General features: G+C 57.9%; 19 protein-coding genes. 10 read left to right on the forward strand and 9 right to left on the reverse strand.

The annotated features are described in order from the left end of the window. Positions 1 to 9: 9 nt before the first annotated feature. From MKR05_RS06340 to MKR05_RS06350, 3 genes are read right to left on the reverse strand one after another with little or no spacing between them, the layout of a single operon-like run. Positions 10 to 405, reverse strand: a complete 396-nt coding sequence (locus MKR05_RS06340) for an MAPEG family protein (RefSeq protein ID WP_008804243.1) — start codon at positions 403 to 405, stop codon at positions 10 to 12. 52 nt (positions 406 to 457) lie between these two features. Continuing rightward, positions 458 to 1,276 (reverse strand): DUF72 domain-containing protein, encoded by an 819-nt coding sequence (locus MKR05_RS06345; protein WP_087827153.1) that lies wholly within the window; start codon positions 1,274 to 1,276, stop codon positions 458 to 460. Beyond that, positions 1,273 to 1,839, reverse strand: a complete 567-nt coding sequence (locus MKR05_RS06350) for a hydrolase (RefSeq protein ID WP_049013741.1) — start codon at positions 1,837 to 1,839, stop codon at positions 1,273 to 1,275. Before MKR05_RS06350 ends, MKR05_RS06345 begins: the two co-directional genes overlap by 4 nt. A 267-nt stretch (positions 1,840 to 2,106) precedes the next feature. On the opposite strand from MKR05_RS06350, the gene aspS reads away from it, so the two are divergent. The 6 genes from aspS to ruvB all read left to right on the forward strand — a co-directional run bounded on the left by aspS (position 2,107) and on the right by ruvB (position 7,373). Next, positions 2,107 to 3,894: an aspartate--tRNA ligase gene (aspS, locus tag MKR05_RS06355; protein ID WP_023290254.1), complete on the forward strand. Its 1,788-nt coding sequence runs from the start codon at positions 2,107 to 2,109 to the stop codon at positions 3,892 to 3,894. A gap of 1 nt (position 3,895) precedes the next feature. Continuing rightward, positions 3,896 to 4,339 (forward strand): dihydroneopterin triphosphate diphosphatase, encoded by a 444-nt coding sequence (gene nudB / locus MKR05_RS06360; protein ID WP_002911477.1) that lies wholly within the window; start codon positions 3,896 to 3,898, stop codon positions 4,337 to 4,339. Between the two features lie 27 nt (positions 4,340 to 4,366). Beyond that, positions 4,367 to 5,107, forward strand: coding sequence for a YebC/PmpR family DNA-binding transcriptional regulator (locus MKR05_RS06365; RefSeq protein WP_002911459.1), 741 nt, complete (start codon positions 4,367 to 4,369; stop codon positions 5,105 to 5,107). Between the two features lie 34 nt (positions 5,108 to 5,141). Then, positions 5,142 to 5,663: a crossover junction endodeoxyribonuclease RuvC gene (gene ruvC, locus MKR05_RS06370; protein WP_004203412.1), complete on the forward strand. Its 522-nt coding sequence runs from the start codon at positions 5,142 to 5,144 to the stop codon at positions 5,661 to 5,663. Positions 5,664 to 5,742: 79 nt separating this feature from the next. Then, positions 5,743 to 6,354: a Holliday junction branch migration protein RuvA gene (gene ruvA, locus MKR05_RS06375; RefSeq protein WP_002911454.1), complete on the forward strand. Its 612-nt coding sequence runs from the start codon at positions 5,743 to 5,745 to the stop codon at positions 6,352 to 6,354. 8 nt (positions 6,355 to 6,362) lie between these two features. Then, the gene (ruvB, locus tag MKR05_RS06380; RefSeq protein ID WP_131096032.1) at positions 6,363 to 7,373 is read left to right on the forward strand and encodes a Holliday junction branch migration DNA helicase RuvB; all 1,011 of its coding nucleotides are present in this window, start codon (positions 6,363 to 6,365) and stop codon (positions 7,371 to 7,373) included. Between the two features lie 62 nt (positions 7,374 to 7,435). Here ruvB and znuB read toward each other — a convergent pair whose 3' ends face one another. Beyond that, entirely contained in the window at positions 7,436 to 8,221 is a 786-nt protein-coding gene (gene znuB, locus MKR05_RS06385; protein WP_131096031.1) for a zinc ABC transporter permease subunit ZnuB, read from the reverse strand. Continuing rightward, entirely contained in the window at positions 8,221 to 8,940 is a 720-nt protein-coding gene (gene znuC / locus MKR05_RS06390; RefSeq protein ID WP_228958578.1) for a zinc ABC transporter ATP-binding protein ZnuC, read from the reverse strand. Before znuC ends, znuB begins: the two co-directional genes overlap by 1 nt. Positions 8,941 to 9,051: 111 nt before the next feature. Here znuC and znuA point away from each other — a divergent pair, with 111 nt between their 5' ends. The 3 genes from znuA (at position 9,052) to lpxM (ending at position 12,420) form a co-directional block, all read left to right on the forward strand. Continuing rightward, positions 9,052 to 9,996, forward strand: coding sequence for a zinc ABC transporter substrate-binding protein ZnuA (gene znuA / locus MKR05_RS06395; protein WP_032428922.1), 945 nt, complete (start codon positions 9,052 to 9,054; stop codon positions 9,994 to 9,996). A gap of 15 nt (positions 9,997 to 10,011) precedes the next feature. Then, positions 10,012 to 11,331, forward strand: coding sequence for a murein DD-endopeptidase MepM (gene mepM, locus MKR05_RS06400; RefSeq protein ID WP_023290249.1), 1,320 nt, complete (start codon positions 10,012 to 10,014; stop codon positions 11,329 to 11,331). 117 nt (positions 11,332 to 11,448) lie between these two features. Then, the gene (gene lpxM, locus MKR05_RS06405; protein WP_017900217.1) at positions 11,449 to 12,420 is read left to right on the forward strand and encodes a lauroyl-Kdo(2)-lipid IV(A) myristoyltransferase; all 972 of its coding nucleotides are present in this window, start codon (positions 11,449 to 11,451) and stop codon (positions 12,418 to 12,420) included. Between the two features lie 30 nt (positions 12,421 to 12,450). Here lpxM and dcuR read toward each other — a convergent pair whose 3' ends face one another. From dcuR to MKR05_RS06420, 3 genes are all read right to left on the reverse strand, one after another. Further along, positions 12,451 to 13,167, reverse strand: coding sequence for a two-component system response regulator DcuR (gene dcuR / locus MKR05_RS06410; RefSeq protein WP_023290248.1), 717 nt, complete (start codon positions 13,165 to 13,167; stop codon positions 12,451 to 12,453). 53 nt (positions 13,168 to 13,220) lie between these two features. Then, a complete protein-coding gene (locus MKR05_RS06415; protein WP_049013982.1) occupies positions 13,221 to 14,906 on the reverse strand; it encodes an NAD-dependent malic enzyme in 1,686 nt (561 codons plus the stop codon). Between the two features lie 62 nt (positions 14,907 to 14,968). Beyond that, a complete protein-coding gene (locus tag MKR05_RS06420; protein WP_049013981.1) occupies positions 14,969 to 15,916 on the reverse strand; it encodes an AEC family transporter in 948 nt (315 codons plus the stop codon). A gap of 416 nt (positions 15,917 to 16,332) precedes the next feature. Between MKR05_RS06420 and MKR05_RS06425 the strand changes: the two genes are divergently transcribed. Further along, positions 16,333 to 17,667, forward strand: a complete 1,335-nt coding sequence (locus MKR05_RS06425) for a 2-hydroxycarboxylate transporter family protein (RefSeq protein WP_049013980.1) — start codon at positions 16,333 to 16,335, stop codon at positions 17,665 to 17,667. A 63-nt stretch (positions 17,668 to 17,730) separates the two neighbouring features. Here MKR05_RS06425 and pyk read toward each other — a convergent pair whose 3' ends face one another. Continuing rightward, positions 17,731 to 19,173, reverse strand: coding sequence for a pyruvate kinase (gene pyk, locus MKR05_RS06430; protein WP_002911440.1), 1,443 nt, complete (start codon positions 19,171 to 19,173; stop codon positions 17,731 to 17,733). Positions 19,174 to 19,194: the final 21 nt, after the last annotated feature.

Below are 19,194 nucleotides of genomic sequence, written 5' to 3' on the forward strand. Positions count from 1 at the left end.
TATTGTGCGCTAACGGAGGGAGAAAACCAACTCCCAGGGCATATACCAGAGATTGGCCAGCACCATCAGCAACAACGCGCACCAGGTGGCGCTCATGCCGGAACGGCGCCAGTGGTAGACGCGGTGATGAAAACCCCAGGAGTGCATCAGTCGTCCGACGATCAATAAAATGCCGCAAACGTGCACCATCCAGGTCTGGGCGCCGTTCATCTCCATAAATAACAGTAAAATGAGGCCAATCGGCACATATTCGACGGCATTGCCGTGAACGCGGATGGCGACCTGCAGCTCGCTGAAGCCGCCGTCGCCGTAGCCTACATGGTATTGGGTGCGCAAACGCACCACGTCAAATGAGAACTTCACTAACAATAACGCACCTAAAACGGCATACAGCGCGCTGACCATACGAAAACTCCCTTTAACTCTGGCAGATGGCTCCGGATATGATAGCAGGATATCAGAAAAGAGAAGATTGCTGCGGAATCGACGGCGCATTTCCTGCCGCCGGCAGGGCGGCGCGCAGATCGCCCCACAGGGTATCGACCAGCGTCGGCGCGTAGGCAATATCGGGGGTATGCAGGAACAGCCACGGCGTCCCTGACTGATGCCATTTCGGCAGCGTCTGCAGCCAGACGCGAAACAGTTCCCGGTTATGGACCATATCGTCGCCGCCGATAAAGCGCACCATTGGCTGCCGGGCGGTCATCACCGCATGCACCGGCACCTTCGGTTTCTTTTGTTGCGCGTCGATCATCGCCGGACTGGTGGCCGCGGCGCTATGGACCGGGCGGCTGTCGAGGATCACGCGGTTGACGTTGCGCTGGTGCAGCCCGCGGTTGAGCTGCTGTTCCGCTTCCCCTTTGGCGAAGAACTCGGGGTGACGAACTTCGACGCCGTAGGTGAAATCCTTCGGCAGTGCGTCGAGAAAATGCCATAGCGCCGGGAGATCGCGAGGGCCGAAGGTCGCCGGCAGCTGCAGCCAGTACTGGCCGATGCGCGAGGCCAGCGGCGCCAGGCGGGTGAAGAATTCACGGCTTAAATCGTCGCAGTGGCGCAGGGCGGCCTGGTGCGAGATAGTCGCCGGGAATTTAAAGCAGAAGCGGAAGTCATCGTGGGTCTGCTCGTACCAGCGGGCGACAATCTCCGGCTTCGGTAGCGCATACAGGGTGGTGTTGCCCTCGACGCAATTGAAGTGGCGGGCATACTCTTCAAGGCTGGTGATGCCAAGGCGCACCCATTTCGGGTGCGACCACTGGGGAAGCCCAATATAAATCATAACGCGGCGAGGATCTCCTCGGTGCTGCGCACGCGGCCGATGCGCGGGAAAATATGCGTCATGCTGCCCTGATGCTGCTCGGCGGAGCCGGCGCTGCAGGCATCTTCGGCAATGACCAGGTTAAAACCCAGCTCCCAGGCGTTGCGGGCGGTGGATTCGACGCCGATGTTGGTGGCGATGCCGCAGAGAATAATGGTGTCGATACCGCGGCGACGCAGCTGAAGCTCAAGGTCGGTGCCATAGAACGCGCCCCACTGGCGTTTGGTCACTTCGATATCGCTCTCCTGCTTACCCAGCGTGGCCGGATAGGTCCACCAGTTCTCAGGCAGCGTATGCGCCCCGGCCTGCGCGTCGACAGGCTGTTTCAGCGCTTCGGCGAAATCGGCCGACCAGCCGACGCGGACCATGATGACCGGCGAACCCTGTTGTCGGCACTTGTCTGCCAGGCGCGCGGCGCGCGCCACCACCTCGTCAGCCCGATGTGGGCCGCCGGCAAAAGGCAAAATGCCTTCCTGCAGATCGATCACCACCAGCGCCGTGTTTTTCGCATTGAGTTCTAACATGGTATCCCCGTATCTTCATCTGTTGTCAGGCGGCTACAATACCTTTGCGGCTTCAGCAAAAGGGTAACAAATTTTGTTAATTTATGTGAGTGTGGACGTTAAGCGCGCAGCAAAGCAGCGTACATCGTGCGTCGGACTTATCGAACGACAGAATTTCCAGTATAATAGCCGCCTTTTTTCATTCAGTTGTGACATCAGCTAAAGCTGCGACCTCGTCGCCTGCAGGGCAGACGACAATCCGCCGACGGCTAAGTTAAGGGATATCTCATGCGTACAGAATATTGCGGACAGCTTCGACAGTCCCACGTTGGGCAGCAGGTGACTCTGTGTGGTTGGGTCAACCGCCGTCGCGATCTCGGTAGCCTCATTTTTATCGATATGCGCGACCGCGAAGGCATCGTTCAGGTGTTTTTCGATCCGGATCGTGCGGATGCGTTGAAGTTAGCCTCTGAACTGCGTAATGAGTTCTGCATTCAGGTCACTGGCACCGTTCGCGCGCGTGAAGAGAAAAACATCAACGCGGACATGGCCACCGGCGCTATCGAAGTGCTGGCTTCCGATCTGACGATCATTAACCGCTCAGAATCGCTGCCGCTGGACTCCAATCACGTCAACACCGAAGAAGCGCGTCTGAAATACCGCTACCTCGACCTGCGTCGTCCGGAAATGGCGCAGCGTCTGAAAACCCGCGCGAAAATCACCAGCTTTGTGCGCCGCTTTATGGATGACCATGGCTTCCTCGACATCGAAACCCCGATGCTGACCAAAGCCACCCCGGAAGGCGCCCGCGATTACCTCGTGCCTTCCCGCGTGCATAAAGGCAAATTCTACGCGCTGCCGCAGTCGCCGCAGCTGTTCAAACAGCTGCTGATGATGTCCGGCTTCGACCGCTACTATCAGATCGTCAAATGCTTCCGCGATGAAGACCTGCGTGCCGACCGTCAGCCTGAATTTACCCAGATCGACGTGGAAACCTCCTTTATGACCGCGCCGCAGGTGCGTGAGATCATGGAAGCGATGGTGCGTCAGCTGTGGCTGGAGATTAAAGGCGTCGATCTGGGCGACTTCCCGATCATGACCTTCGCCGAAGCCGAACGTCGCTACGGCTCCGATAAACCGGACCTGCGTAACCCGATGGAGCTGGTGGACGTCGCCGACCTGCTGAAATCAGTGGAGTTCGCGGTCTTTGCCGGCCCGGCCAATGATCCGAAAGGGCGCGTGGCGGCGCTGCGCGTGCCGGGCGGGGCTTCTCTGACCCGCAAGCTGATCGACGAATACGGCAACTTTGTCAAGATCTACGGCGCGAAAGGGCTGGCCTATATTAAAGTGACCGAACGTGCCAAAGGCATGGACGGGATCAACAGCCCGGTGGCCAAATTCCTGACCGCTGAAATCGTGGAAGCGATCCTCGACCGCACCGGCGCGCAGGACGGAGACATGATCTTCTTCGGCGCCGACAACAAGAAAGTGGTGGCCGACGCGCTGGGCGCGCTGCGTCTGAAGCTGGGCAAAGATCTGAGCCTGACTGACGAGAGCAAATGGGCGCCGCTGTGGGTGATCGACTTCCCGATGTTCGAAGACGACGGCGAAGGCGGCCTGACGGCGATGCACCATCCGTTCACCTCGCCGAAGGATATGACGGCGGACGAGCTGAAAGCTGCGCCGGAAGAGGCCGTGGCCAACGCCTACGATATGGTCATTAACGGTTATGAAGTCGGCGGCGGTTCGGTGCGTATCCACCGCGGCGACATGCAGCAGACGGTATTTGGTATTCTGGGCATTAACGAACAGGAACAGCGTGAGAAATTCGGCTTCCTGCTCGATGCGCTGAAATACGGTACCCCGCCGCATGCGGGCCTGGCGTTCGGTCTTGACCGTCTGACCATGCTGCTGACCGGCACCGATAACATCCGCGACGTTATCGCTTTCCCGAAAACCACCGCGGCCGCCTGCCTGATGACCGAAGCGCCAAGCTTCGCCAATCCGGCGGCGCTCAGTGAACTGGGTATTCAGGTTGTGGAGAAAGAGGCAAAAGCGTCTCTGGAGAACAAGTAATATGTCATTTAAGCTGCCCGTTTCGGTGCTGGTGGTGATTTACGCCGAAGATACCAAACGGGTGCTGATGTTGCAGCGGCGCGACGATCCCGCGTTCTGGCAGTCGGTCACCGGCAGCCTGGAAGCAGGAGAGACCGCGCTGCAGGCCGCCGCGCGTGAAGTAAAGGAAGAGGTCGCCATTGATGTTGCCTGCGAGCAACTGACCTTAATCGACTGTCAGCGCACGGTGGAGTTCGAGATATTTTCTCATTTGCGTCATCGCTATGCGCCGGGAGTGGAGCGTAATACGGAATTTTGGTTCTGTCTTGCGCTGCCTCATGAGCGGGAAATTACCTTTACCGAACATCTGGCCTACCGCTGGGTCAGCGCGACGGAAGCCGCTGCGCTAACCAAGTCGTGGAGCAACCGGCAGGCGATTGAAGAATTTGTAATTAACGCCGCCTGAAAGGGCGCGCTTTTTGGAGAGTTTTTTATGGCAGGTCATAGTAAATGGGCCAACACCAAACACCGCAAAGCGGCACAGGATGCCAAGCGCGGTAAAATCTTTACGAAAATCATTCGCGAACTGGTTACCGCAGCGCGTCTGGGCGGCGGCGATCCGGCGTCCAACCCGCGTCTGCGTGCGGCGGTGGATAAAGCGCTGTCTAACAACATGACCCGCGACACCCTGAACCGCGCCATCGCGCGCGGCGTCGGCGGCGATGAAGACGCGAACATGGAAACCATCATTTATGAAGGCTATGGCCCTGGCGGCACCGCGGTGATGGTAGAATGTCTGTCCGACAACCGTAACCGTACCGTTGCGGAAGTGCGTCACGCCTTCACTAAAACCGGTGGTAACCTCGGCACCGACGGTTCCGTCTCCTACCTGTTCAGCAAAAAAGGCGTCATCTCCTTCGAGAAAGGCGATGAAGACACCATCATGGAAGCGGCGCTGGAAGCTGGCGCTGAAGACGTGGTGACCTATGACGACGGCGCGATCGACGTCTACACCGCCTGGGAAGAGATGGGCGCCGTGCGCGACGCGCTGGAAGCCGCTGGCCTGAAAGCCGACGCTGCCGAAGTCTCGATGATCCCGTCCACCAAAGCGGATATGGATGCCGAGACGGCGCCGAAGCTGCTGCGTCTGATCGATATGCTCGAAGACTGCGACGACGTGCAGGAAGTGTACCATAACGGCGAGATCTCCGACGAGGTCGCAGCCACCCTGTGATGCAGTCGCATCCACGGTTAACCGGAGGCGCGTGATGGCTATTATTCTCGGCATTGACCCGGGGTCGCGCGTTACCGGTTATGGCGTGATTCGTCAGGTTGGCCGGCAGCTGAGCTACCTTGGCAGCGGCTGTATCCGCACCAAAGTGGACGATTTGCCGTCGCGGCTGAAGCTGATCTACGCCGGAGTGACGGAGATCATCACCCAGTTCCAGCCTGACTTTTTCGCCATTGAGCAGGTCTTTATGGCCAAGAATGCCGACTCGGCGTTAAAGCTCGGGCAGGCGCGCGGGGTGGCGATCGTGGCGGCGACCAATCAGTCGTTACCGGTGTTTGAATATGCCGCCCGCCAGGTTAAGCAGACGGTTGTCGGCATCGGCAGCGCTGAAAAGAGTCAGGTCCAGCACATGGTGCGCACCCTGCTCAAGCTGCCTGCCAATCCGCAAGCGGATGCGGCGGATGCGCTGGCGATCGCCATCACCCATTGCCATGTCAGCCAGAATGCCGCGCAGATCAGCGAGACCCGGCTCAATCTGGCGCGAGGGCGCTTACGATAATCGCAAATCAGGCTGGATATCTATCCAGCCTTTTTTTATGATACCGCCAGATACTTAGACCATAACGCAGGAGCCCCACGTGATAGGCAGACTCAGAGGCATCATTCTCGAAAAACAACCCCCGCTGGTGTTGCTGGAAACGGCGGGCGTCGGCTATGAAGTGCACATGCCAATGACCTGCTTCTATGAGCTGCCGGAGGCCGGGCAGGAGGCGATTGTCTTCACCCACTTTGTGGTGCGTGAAGATGCCCAGCTGCTGTATGGGTTTAACAACAAACAGGAGCGTACCCTGTTTAAAGAACTGATCAAAACCAACGGCGTAGGGCCAAAGCTGGCGCTGGCGATCCTCTCCGGCATGTCGGCGCAGCAGTTCGTCAACGCCGTTGAGCGGGAAGAGGTCGCCTCGCTGGTGAAGCTGCCGGGGATTGGCAAAAAAACCGCTGAACGCCTGATCGTTGAGATGAAAGACCGCTTCAAAGGGCTGCACGGCGATCTGTTCACCCCGGCCGCCGATCTGGTACTGACCTCACCGGCAGGCCCGACGGCGGACGATGCCGAGCAGGAAGCGGTTGCCGCGCTGGTCGCGCTGGGCTATAAACCGCAGGAGGCCAGCCGGATGGTCAGCAAGATCGCGCGTCCGGACGCCAACAGTGAAACGCTAATCCGCGAAGCGCTGCGCGCCGCGTTGTGAGGTAAGGGATGATTGAAGCAGACCGGCTGGTATCGGCAGACAGCAGCGGCTTCGAAGAGGCCGCTGACCGCGCCATCCGCCCAAAATTGCTGGCAGAGTATGTCGGCCAGCCGCAGGTGCGTTCGCAGATGGAGATCTTTATCCAGGCGGCGAAGCTGCGCGGCGACGCCCTCGATCACCTGCTGATTTTTGGCCCGCCAGGGTTGGGGAAAACCACCCTGGCCAATATCGTCGCCAATGAAATGGGGGTGAATCTGCGTACCACCTCCGGCCCGGTGCTGGAGAAAGCGGGCGATCTCGCCGCGATGCTCACCAACCTTGAACCGCACGATGTGCTGTTTATCGATGAGATCCATCGCCTCTCGCCGGTGGTGGAAGAGGTGCTCTATCCGGCAATGGAAGATTACCAGCTGGATATCATGATTGGCGAAGGTCCGGCGGCGCGCTCGATTAAAATCGACCTGCCGCCGTTTACCCTGATCGGCGCCACCACCCGGGCCGGTTCATTGACTTCGCCGCTGCGCGACCGCTTTGGCATCGTGCAGCGTCTGGAGTTCTATCAGATCTCCGATCTGCAGCATATTGTCAGCCGCAGCGCCCGCCATATGGGGCTGGAGATGAGCGACGAGGGCGCGCTGGAAGTGGCCCGCCGTTCACGCGGCACGCCGCGTATTGCCAACCGTCTGCTGCGTAGGGTGCGTGACTTCGCGGAAGTGCGCCACGACGGCACCATCTCCGCCGACATTGCCGCCCAGGCGCTGGATATGCTCAACGTCGATGCGGAAGGGTTCGACTATATGGACCGCAAGCTGCTGCTGGCGGTGATAGATAAGTTCTTCGGCGGACCGGTGGGGCTGGATAACCTCGCCGCCGCGATTGGCGAAGAGCGGGAAACCATTGAAGATGTGCTGGAGCCCTACTTAATTCAGCAGGGTTTTCTGCAGCGTACGCCGCGGGGAAGAATGGCGACGGTGCGCGCCTGGAATCATTTCGGGATTACGCCGCCGGAGATGCCGTAGTTCGCTACGGATGTGTCGTTCATCGGGAGACCCGGTCAGCAGCGCGACCGGGTTTTTCATTTTTAGCTGGCGGCTTTTTTCGTCATGCTGAGAATAAACAGCGCCGCGGCGCTCAGCACCACCGATGGACCGGCCGGCGTGTCGTAGAAAGCCGAGAAGGTTAACCCGCCGGTGACGGCCAGCATGCCCACGCCCACCGCCACGGCGGCCATTTGCTCCGGCGTGCGGGCAAAACGGCGGGCGGTGGCGGCCGGGATAATCAGCAGTGAAGTGATGATCAGCGCCCCGACGAACTTCATCGCCACGCCGATAGTCAGGGCGGTGACCAGCATCAACAGCAGCTTGACCCGCTGCAGCTTCACGCCATCGACAAACGCCAGGTCCGGACTGATGGTCATCGCCAGCAGATTCCGCCACTGCCAGAGCAGAATGCCAATCACAATCACCACGCCAATGGCAATGGCGATCAGGTCCTGCGGGGTAACCGCCAGCAGATCGCCGAACAGGTACGCCATCAGATCGACGCGGACGTTAGACATCAGACTAACCACCACCAGCCCCAGGGAGAGCGCGCTGTGCGCCATGATGCCCAGCAGGGTATCGATCGCCAGATGCGGCCGTTTTTCCAGCCATACCAGCCCGCCGGCCAGCAGCAGGGTGACGGCGATCACCGCATAAAACGGATTGACGTTCAGCAGTAAACCGAAAGCGACGCCGAGCAGCGAGGCATGCGCCAGCGTGTCGCCGAAATAGGACATACGGCGCCAGACCACAAAGGAGCCCAGCGGGCCAGCGGCGCAGGCCAGCATCATCCCGGCCAGCCAGCCAGGTAACAAAAGTTCAATCATTAGCGGCTGTTTCCCCGACGCAGTACAATTCGCCCCTGAAGATCGTGGCGGTGATTATGGTGATGGCGGTAGATCCCCAGCTGTTCCGCGCCGCGCGGGCCGAACATGGAGATAAACTCCGGATGCATTGAGACGACCTCTGGTGCGCCGGAGCAGCAGATATGCTGGTTCAGGCACAATACCTCGTCGGTTTTGGCCATGACCAGATGCAGGTCGTGGGAGACCATCAGCACCGCGCAGTCCAGCTCATGGCGCAGCTGGTCGATAAGATCGTAGAGCGCAACCTGACCATTGACGTCGACGCCCTGGGTCGGTTCATCCAGCACCAGCAGCTGCGGGCGATTGAGCAGGGCGCGGGCCAGCAGCACGCGCTGGGTTTCTCCGCCGGAAAGTTTTTGCATCGGGGCGTCGATCAGATGCCCGGCCTGCACGCGCTTCAGCGCCGGCAGGATGTCGTCTTTGCGGGTGCCCGGACGCAAACGCAGGAAGCGGCTGACGGTCAGCGGCAGCGTGGCGTCGAGATGCAGTTTCTGCGGCACATAGCCGATCCGCAGGCGTTCTTCGCGCTTGATAACACCCTCTGTCGGTGCTACCAGCCCCAGAACCACCCGCACAAGCGTCGATTTGCCGGCGCCGTTGGGGCCCAGCAGGGTCAATATTTTGCCTGGCGTGAGAGCCAGCGAGATGTCAGACAGCACGCGGCGTTGGCCAAAGGCCACCGAGACATTTTCCAGCGTTACAAGGTTTGTCATAATCATTTAGGGGTTGCACAAGCTAGTGAATGTTATAATATCACATCACACTCACTCGTTTCGATGACTAGACGCATTATGTTACATAAAAATACGCTTCTTTGCGCTGGACTTGGCGCTGTTTTTTTGTTCGCACAGGTACCGCAGGCCAGTGCCGCCGTGGTGACTTCCATGAAACCGCTGGGCTTTATCGCGGCGGCTATCGCCGATGGGGTTACCGACACCCAGGTGCTGCTGCCCGATGGCGCCTCCGAGCATGATTATTCTCTCCGTCCTTCCGATGTAAAACGCTTACAGAACGCAGACTTAGTGGTGTGGATCGGTCCGGAAATGGAAGCCTTTATGGATAAGTCGACGCAAAGCATTGCGGCGAATAAAAAGGTGACTATCGCAGAGCTGGATGGGGTCAAACCGCTGCTGATGACCGGCGCTGACGACGATGACGATCATCATGGTCATGACCATGGCGCAGCGGAAAAAAGTGACGGCGATCACCATCACGGTATCTACAATATGCATCTGTGGTTATCCCCAGAGATAGCGCGGCTTTCGGCGGTTGCAATCCACGATAAATTATTGGAACTTATGCCGCAGAGTCGAGCCAAACTCGACAGCAACCTGCAGCAGTTCGAGGCCGCGCTGGCGGCGACCGACAAGCAGGTTAGCAATGAGCTGGCACCGCTGAAAGGAAAGGGCTATTTCGTTTTTCATGACGCCTACGGTTACTTTGAAAAACACTACGGTTTGACCTCGCTGGGGCATTTTACCGTCAACCCTGAAATACAGCCCGGTGCGCAGCGTTTACACGAAATCAGAACACAACTGGTTGAGCAGAAAGCCACTTGCGTTTTTGCTGAGCCACAGTTCAGGCCAGCGGTTATCGAAGCTGTTGCCCGGGGCACGTCTGTGCGCATGGGGACCCTGGATCCACTGGGTAGCGGAATTAAGCTGGGTAAAGCGAGTTACCCGCAATTCCTCACCCAGCTGGCGAATCAGTATTCGAGCTGCCTGAAAGGAGATTAACGAGGAAGTGAATACGTGCAACAGATAGCCCGCGCTGTCACTCAGGCATTTAACAATCTGCCACGACCTCATCGCGTCATGCTGGGGTCGCTTAGCGTTCTTACCTTAGCGGTCGCCGTCTGGCGACCCTACATTTACCACCCGGAATCCGCCCCCATCGTCAGAACCATTGAACTGGAAAAAAGCGAGATCCGCTCCCTGCTGCCGGAAGCCTCCGAGCCGATCGACCAGGCCCCGCAGGAAGAAGAAGCCATTCCTCAGGATGAACTCGACGAAAAAGCCGATAGCGATGCCGGCGGGCACGAATACGTGGTGTCGACCGGCGATACCCTCAGCAGCATCCTGAACCAGTACGGTATCGATATGGGTGATATCGCCCAGCTCTCCTCCGCCGATAAAGAGTTGCGTAATCTGAAGATTGGCCAGCAGCTCTCCTGGACCCTGACCGCCGACGGCGATCTGCAGAGTCTGACCTGGGAGATGTCCCGCCGCGAAACCCGCACCTACACCCGCGTGGCTAACGGCTTTAAAATGAGCAGCGAGCTGCAGAAAGGCGACTGGGTCAACAGCGTGCTGAAAGGCACCGTCGGTGCCAGCTTTGTCTCCAGCGCGCGCGATGCCGGGCTGACCAGCACGGAAATCAGCGCGGTGATCAAGGCCATGCAGTGGCAGATGGATTTCCGTAAGCTGAAGAAAGGCGATGAGTTCTCGGTATTGATGTCGCGCGAAATGCTTGACGGCAAACGCGAGCAAAGCCAGCTGCTTGGCGTGCGTCTGCGTTCTGACGGGAAGGACTACTTTGCCATCCGTGCCGAAGACGGAAAATTCTACGACCGCAACGGGACGGGGCTGGCGAAAGGCTTTATGCGCTTCCCGACGGCGCGTCAGTTCCGCGTCTCCTCTAACTTTAACCCGCGTCGTCTGAACCCGGTCACCGGGCGCGTCGCGCCGCACCGTGGCGTCGATTTCGCGATGCCGCAGGGAACGCCGGTGCTGGCGGTGGGTGATGGCGAAGTGGTGGTGGCCAAGCGTAGCGGCGCCGCCGGGTATTACGTGGCCATCCGCCACGGCCGTACCTATACCACTCGCTACATGCACCTGCGTAAGCTGCTGGTGAAGCCGGGGCAGAAAGTGAAGCGCGGGGATCGTATTGCGCTGTCGGGGAATACCGGACGCTCAACCGGTCCGCACCTGCACTACGAAGTGTGGATCAACCAGCAGGCGGTCAACCCGCTGACGGCGAAACTGCCGCGTACCGAAGGGCTGAGCGGCTCCGACCGTACCGATTATCTGGCGCAGGTCAAAGAGGTCGTTCCGCAGCTGCGGTTTGACTAACCACCGGTCAGTGGAAAGCCGGTGCCCCAGGGCGCCGGCTTTTTATTTTGTAGGATACCCAACGTCTCGCTACACTATCCCATTATCTTGATTAAGCAGTCGATCTGCGGATTGGGCATGGAAACGAAAAAAAATAATATTGAGTTTATCCCTAAGTTTGAAAAATCTTTTTTACTGCCGCGCTACTGGGGCGCCTGGCTGGGGGTCTTTGCCTTCGCCGGTATTGCGCTGACGCCGCCTTCCTTTCGCGATCCGCTTCTCGGCAAACTCGGTCGTCTGGTCGGGCGTCTGGCGAAAAGCTCGCGCCGCCGGGCGCAGATTAATTTGCTGTATTGCTTCCCGGAAAAAAGCGAGCATGAGCGGGAAGCGATCATCGACGCCATGTACGCCTCGGCGCCGCAGGCGATGGTGATGATGGCCGAGCTGGGCCTGCGCGATCCGCAGAAAATTCTCGCCCGCGTCGACTGGCAGGGTAAAGCGATCATCGACGAGTTGCAGCGCAATAATGAAAAGGTGATTTTCCTCGTCCCGCACGCATGGGGCGTGGATATCCCGGCGATGCTGATGGCCTCCGGCGGGCAGAAGATGGCGGCGATGTTCCACAACCAGGGTAACCCGGTCTTCGATTACGTGTGGAATACCGTACGTCGTCGTTTTGGCGGAAGGATGCACGCGCGCAACGACGGAATCAAACCGTTTATTCAGTCGGTGCGCCAGGGTTACTGGGGCTACTATCTCCCCGATCAGGATCACGGCGCCGAGCACAGCGAGTTTGTGGATTTCTTCGCGACCTATAAGGCCACGCTGCCGGCGATTGGCCGTTTAATGAAGGTATGCCGCGCCCGCGTCGTTCCGCTGTTCCCGGTCTACGATGGCAAAACGCATCGCCTGACGGTGCTGGTGCGCCCGCCGATGGACGATCTGCTGGACGCTGACGATACAACGATCGCCCGGCGGATGAACGAAGAGGTGGAGGTGTTTGTTACGCCGCACACCGAGCAGTACACCTGGATCCTGAAGTTGCTGAAGACGCGCAAGCCGGGTGAAATCGAGCCCTACAAACGCAAAGAGCTGTACCCTAAGAAGTAGTCTGCAGGCGCGCCAGTGGGCATTCCCGGCTCACTGGCTATATTGCGTCAGCAACATCATGTTCTCAGCCGCAAGCCGGTAACGATACTCCGGTCGGCCGGTGATACCGTAGTGATTGCTGGTGAAGAGCACGTTGATCTGCTCCAGCCAAATCAGGTATTTGCGGCATGAAACTCTGGAGATCTGCAGTGCCGCCGCCAGCTCATTGGTTGAAAAATCTCGCGCCTGATGAGCGATTATCCACCGGCACACCAGGCGAAGCGTTTGTGGCGTCAGCCCTTTCGGCAAGCGGCGGGGGCCGTCCTGTTGTTGAACCCCGCGGCGTAGCAGGGTGTCGATATCCGCCTGGGCGTAGCAGGATTTCGCTTGCTTCGCATCGCGTTTATTGCGCCAGGTTCGCAGGGCTTCCTCAAAGCGCGGAAACTGAAACGGTTTAATCAGGTAATCAACCACGCCATAGCGCAGCGCCGTCTGCACGGTGAGCGCATCGGCGGCGGACGTCATCATGATGACATCAATATTCCGCCCATCAGCGCGAAGCGCCGGCAGCAGGTCCAGGCCGCTCTCCTGTTGCATATAGACATCCAGCAGCAGCAGATCGATCGGCGCCAGATGGCTCAGCATCGCGTTGGCATCGGCGATCGTCGCCGCGACTCCGCAGCAGTGAAAATCAGCTACCTGGCTGATAAACAACCGGTTCAGTTCGGCCACCATAGGATCATCATCGACAATCAGCACATTGAACATGGGGGGTTCCCCAGAGTGGCGGGAAGCCAGCCGGCTTCCCGCGAGATGAGCGATCACAATGACGAACGTTTATACGCGGTGTAGCGCGCTCGCCAAAAGGTTTTATCGATATTCGCCGCCAGCTGCGCCTCGTCAATCTGCGGCGCTACGCCGTCGAGTTGAGCCGCGCGGGCGACCTCTGCGGCAATAGCCCGTGAGATCATCTCGATCTCTTCCACCGGCGGCAGTAAACCGCCGGTTTCGCGGGTCGCCAGAGGCGAGTGGGCGGCCAGCGTTTTACTGCAGGTGATAAGCATTGCTTCGGTGACGCGCTCGGCTTTACTGGCAAGGATCCCCAGCCCCAGACCGGGGAAAATATAGGCGTTGTTGCACTGGGCAATGTCGTAGGTTTTGCCGTCATAGAAGACAGGGTCGAACGGGCTGCCGGTGGCGATGAGCGCGCTACCCCGGGTCCACTCCAGCAGATCCTTCGGCTGGGCCTCGGCTCGGGAGGTGGGGTTAGAGAGCGGCATAATAATCGGACGCGGGCAGTGCCGATGCATCTCTTTCACTATCTCTTCGCTAAACAGCCCCGGCTGGCCTGACACGCCGATCAGCACGGTAGGGTGGACGTTGCGTACGACATCCATCAGCGACAGCTGGGCCGCCTCGGTATCCCAGTGGGCAATACTGGCTCGGGGGGTGACCAGCTCGCGCTGAAAATTGAGCAGATTAGGCATCTCATCAGTCAGCAGACCAAAGCGGTCAACCATAAAGATGCGGCGACGTGCTTCCGTTTCTGAGAGCCCATCATCCACCATCAGCGCAATGATTTTTTCCGCAATGCCGCATCCGGCCGAACCGCCGCCAAGGAAAACCACCCGCTGGTCGCGGAGCGACGTCCCGGCGGCGGCAGCGGCGGCGATCAGGGTTCCCGAGGTCACGGCGGCGGTTCCCTGAATATCATCGTTAAAACAGCACAGCTGGTGTCGATAGCGGTTGAGCAGTCGCGTGGCATTCTTTTGGGCAAAATCTTCAAACTGGAGCAAGACAGTCGGCCAGCGCTGCTGAATGGCATGGACAAACATGTCCATAAACTCCAGGTACTGCTCATCGCTGATGCGCGGATGTCGCCAGCCCATATACAGCGGATCCTCCAGATGCTGCGGATTGTTGGTCCCGACATCTAACATAATGGGCAGCGTTGATGCCGGGTGAATGCCCCCGCAGGCGGTATATAACGAGAGTTTTCCAATGGGGATCCCCATACCGCCTATCCCCTGGTCGCCCAGCCCCAGAATACGCTCGCCATCGGTTACCACGATGACTTTGATATCGTTGCGGGAAAACCCCTGCAGCATCTCGTCAATATGGTGACGGTTGGGCCAGGAGATGAACAGGCCGCGTCCCCGGCGATATATTTCTGAAAAGTGTTCGCACGCTTCACCCACCGTCGGGGTATAAATAATGGGCAGCGTCTCTTTCATATGGCTGCGCAGCAGGTTATAGAATAACGTCTCGTTTGTGTCCTGAATATTTCTGAGATAAATATGGCGCGAAATGCTTTTTTTGAACTGACAAAACTGGCCCCATGCGCGCTCGGTTTGTTCCTCAATGGTTTCCACATTGTGCGGTAACAGTCCCTGAAGATTAAACGCTGTGCGTTCGCTTTCCGTAAACGCGAGGCCTTTATTTAATAACGGGTTTTCCAGCAGGACAGCACCGTTATAGGGGGTGTATAAGGTTTCTGTGGCTAACATTACGTGACTCCTGAATATCAAATTAAAACATTGCCTGATGTCTTGGTGTTTTATTTCTGTGATTACGAAATGAGATAAATCATGACGCCTTCGGTGACCACGCCGATGGCGGTGCCCAGCAAAATAGAAGATGAGGCGGGTTCAATATAGGTATCGCTGCGCAGGGCAAACATCCCCGCCGCGATAGCGGAAGGCGTGGCGCCAATGATAATAACCTGTTGCATCAGGGTATGACTGAGCCCAAAGGCCAGCCCGGCCAGCGCCATCATGGCCGGCTGGATCAGGTTTTTAATACTAATGTTGGTGCAGGTTTGAATATTGACCGTCGGACGTTCACCGTAAAACAGCAGCCCAAGGGCGAACAGTGACAGACCGCCGGCGATTTTACCCACCATTTCGACGGGGACGCTGAGCAGAGGCGGCAGCTGGATCCCGGCCAGGCTGAGCAGCACCCCGGAAATGGGGATCCAGACAATGGGATTTCGCACGGCGTTAAGCAGGTTTTGCAGGATCAACTGCCCGGCGTGGAGCTGGGGAGCCTCAGCGTCTCCGGGCTGGTCTCCCATGCGGATCAGGATGATGGTCAGAGGGATCATCAACACGCTGGTCACCAGGTTTCCGATAAGCACCCCGAGAAAGCCCTCCGGACCTATCAGCACCGCCAGCACGGGGGCGCCAAAGTAGGCCATATCGGGGAAGGCGCAAACCAGCGACTGAATCGCGCTGGTTTTAATATCATGACGAAAAACGTAGCGCGAGATCAGTAGCGTAAGAAAATACGACCCCATCAGACCAATAACCAGCACCGCCATAAAGGTGAAGTTTTTTATTTTATCCGGGCTGGTATGTAATGCGCCGATAAAAAGATGAAAAGGAAGGGCAAAGCGGATAACCACCGTGGCAAGAACGGAGGCGTCCTCACGGCGGGTATAGCCGAGTTTACCGCTAAGCCATCCGAGCAGCATGATAAATACCAACGGGAAAAGAGATTGCAAGAGCAGTGAAGGCATAAAATGTCCTGACATATATAATCGGATTGTTGTGCTGCCAATCTAACGATCCCCTAATATTTAAAAGGTGATAGCCATCACAGTCATCTGGCTTTAAATAATTTCGCCTTGGCTACTTTACTTACAAATAGAGAAAAGATTATTAAATCATAGCGTTGTATTAACAGAGTTCATTATTTTAGCTGGCGATAACTTTAGCTTCGCGATAATAAATTAAATTACTTAAAATAAACTTTATGGCTCAGTCACAAAGCCGGCAGCGTTAATACGGTTGTCGTTTTTAGTTTTAAAGTCCTGTGCTACCGTTTCAGTGTATTTAGTTGATACGGCGTTTAGTGCTTTTTAGTTCATAGTGCTGCGCGATTTTAATATTGCATCCTGACCCTACGTGACCTCCTTATTATTCAGGTAAAAATATGAAAAATAATTCACTCAACCACCCGATAGATAAAACGTTGCCGAACGGGCAAGCGACTCGACTTTTCGCCAATATCGAAGTCGGCGCCGTGCCGTTAACGCTGTTTATAGGTATCGCCGCGATAGTGGCGCTCTCCGCTGGCGCGGGGTTGTTGCCAAAAAACATGATTGGCGGACTGGCGGTCATCATGACCCTGGGGTTCGCACTGGCGAAAATTGGCCGCATGGTGCCGGTGTTAAAAGATATTGGCGGTCCGGCGATTTTGTGTCTGATGACGCCCTCAGTGCTGGTCTACTTTGGCGTATTTGAAGCGCATACGCTCGATACCGTGCATTTACTGATGAAGGAGGCCAATCTCCTCTATTTCGTCATCGCCTGCCTGGTGGTCGGCAGTATCCTTGGCATGAACCGCACGATTCTGATCCAGGGGATGGTGCGCATGTTTGTCCCGTTGGTGGTCGGAACCGGCGCGGCAATCGTAACCGGCCTGCTGGTGGGCAGCTTATTCGGCTACAGTATGTATCACACCTTCTTCTTTATCATTGTGCCGATTATCGGTGGCGGCATCGGCGAAGGGATCCTGCCGTTGTCGCTGGCTTATTCGGCGATCCTCGGACAGGCGCCAGATGTCTACGTGGCTCAACTGGCGCCGGCGGCGGTGGTGGGTAACATCTTCGCCATTATCTGCGCCGGCTTTCTGGCCCGCATGGGCGCTCGTCGCCCGGCGCTGTCCGGCAACGGGATGCTGATCCGCAGCCATGAAGATAATAGCGTCTTTGCGCAGAATCAGAGTACGCAGCCCACCGATTTTCAGCTCATGGGCGCCGGGTTGCTGATGATTTGCGCCTTTTTCATCATCGGCGGTCTGCTGGAGAAGGTGGTGCATATTCCGGGGCCGGTTCTGATGATTCTGGCGGCGGTATTCTGCAAATATACAAAAGTTATCCCGGCGGCGATGGAGCTGGGAGCGCACAGTTGCTACAAGTTCGTCTCCGCCGCGCTGGTGTGGCCGCTGATGATCGGCCTGGGCATGCTGTATGTACCGCTGGAGAGCGTGGTCTCGGTCTTCTCCGTTGGCTACGTCGTGGTGTGCGGCTCCATTGTCATTGCTATGGCGCTGAGCGGGTTCTTTATCGCTTCACGTCTTAATATGTATCCTGTGGAAGCCGCCATCGTTACCAGCTGCCACAGCGGGCTGGGCGGAACGGGGGATGTCGCCATTCTCTCGGCCTCAAACCGCATGGGATTGATGCCGTTTGCACAGATTGCGACGCGTATCGGTGGGGCGTCGACGGTGATCGCTGCGACGCTATTGCTGAGCTGGATGGTGTAGCCTGCCGGGCGTTGGGCAAAAAAATACCTGCCAGCCGTAGCGCTGGCAGGTAGAGACCGAGGCTTACTCGACGGTGAGGATACGCGTGGTGTTGGTGCTGCCGATGGTGCTCATCACGTCACCCTGGGTAACGACCACCAGATCGCCGGAGACCAGGTAGCCTTTGTCCCGCAGCAGATTGACGGCATCGTGCGCAGCGGCCACGCCGTCATTCTGGCTGTCGAAGAACACCGGCGTCACCCCGCGGTAGAGGGCGGTCAGGTTTAGGGTGCGCTCGTGGCGGGACAGGGCGAAAATCGGCAGACCGGAGCTGATGCGCGAGGTCATCAGCGCGGTACGGCCCGATTCGGTCATGGTGATGATGGCCGTGATGCCTTTCAGGTGGTTGGCGGCATACATCGCCGACATGGCAATCGCTTCTTCCACGTTGTCGAACTGGACGTCCAGACGGTGTTTGGAGACGTTGAGGCTCGGGATTTTTTCGGCGCCCAGACAGACGCGCGCCATCGCGGCCACGGTTTCCGACGGGTACTGACCGGCAGCGGTTTCCGCGGAGAGCATCACCGCATCGGTACCATCCAGCACGGCGTTGGCCACGTCCATGACTTCCGCACGGGTCGGCATCGGGTTGGTGATCATCGACTCCATCATCTGGGTGGCGGTGATGACGGAACGGTTCAGCTGACGCGCACGACGAATCAGCGCTTTCTGGATGCCCACCAGCTCCGGATCGCCGATTTCGACCCCGAGGTCACCGCGGGCAACCATCACCACATCGGAGGCGAGGATCACGTCGTCCATGGCGTCCTGGTCGCAGACGGCTTCCGCACGCTCGACTTTGGCGACGATTTTCGCATCGCAACCGGCATCGCGCGCCAGGCGACGGGCGTAGTTCAGGTCTTCGCCGCAGCGCGGGAAGGAGACGGCGAGATAATCGACGCCAATTTTAGCGGCGGTGACGATATCGGCCTTGTCTTTGTCAGTCAGCGCTTCGGCAGACAGGCCGCCGCCCAGCTTGTTAATCCCTTTGTTGTTGGACAACGGGCCGCCGACGGTCACTTCGGTGAACACTTTCATCCCCTGAACTTCGAGGACTTTCAGCTGCACGCGACCATCGTCGAGCAGCAGGATATCGCCAGGCACGACGTCCGCCGGCAGGCCTTTATAGTCGATTCCGACTTTCTCTTTGTCGCCTTCGCCCTTGCCGAGGTTGGCGTCGAGCAGGAATTTGTCGCCGACGTTGAGGAAAATTTTGCCTTCTTTAAAGGTCGATACGCGAATTTTTGGTCCCTGGAGGTCGCCGAGGATGGCTACGTGACGGCCCAGTTTTGCCGCAATCTCACGCACTTTATCGGCACGGAGCTGATGATCTTCCGGGGTGCCGTGAGAGAAGTTCATACGCACTACGTTTGCGCCCGCGGCGATAACTTTTTCCAGGTTGTTATCGCGGTCAGTTGCCGGGCCTAAGGTAGTAACGATTTTGGTTCTGCGAAGCCTTCTGGACATGTAATACTCCGTTGACTGATA

The sequence above is a fragment of the Klebsiella sp. K5-204 genome (assembly GCF_030128585.1).
Taxonomy (GTDB): Bacteria; Pseudomonadota; Gammaproteobacteria; order Enterobacterales; family Enterobacteriaceae; genus Klebsiella; species Klebsiella quasipneumoniae.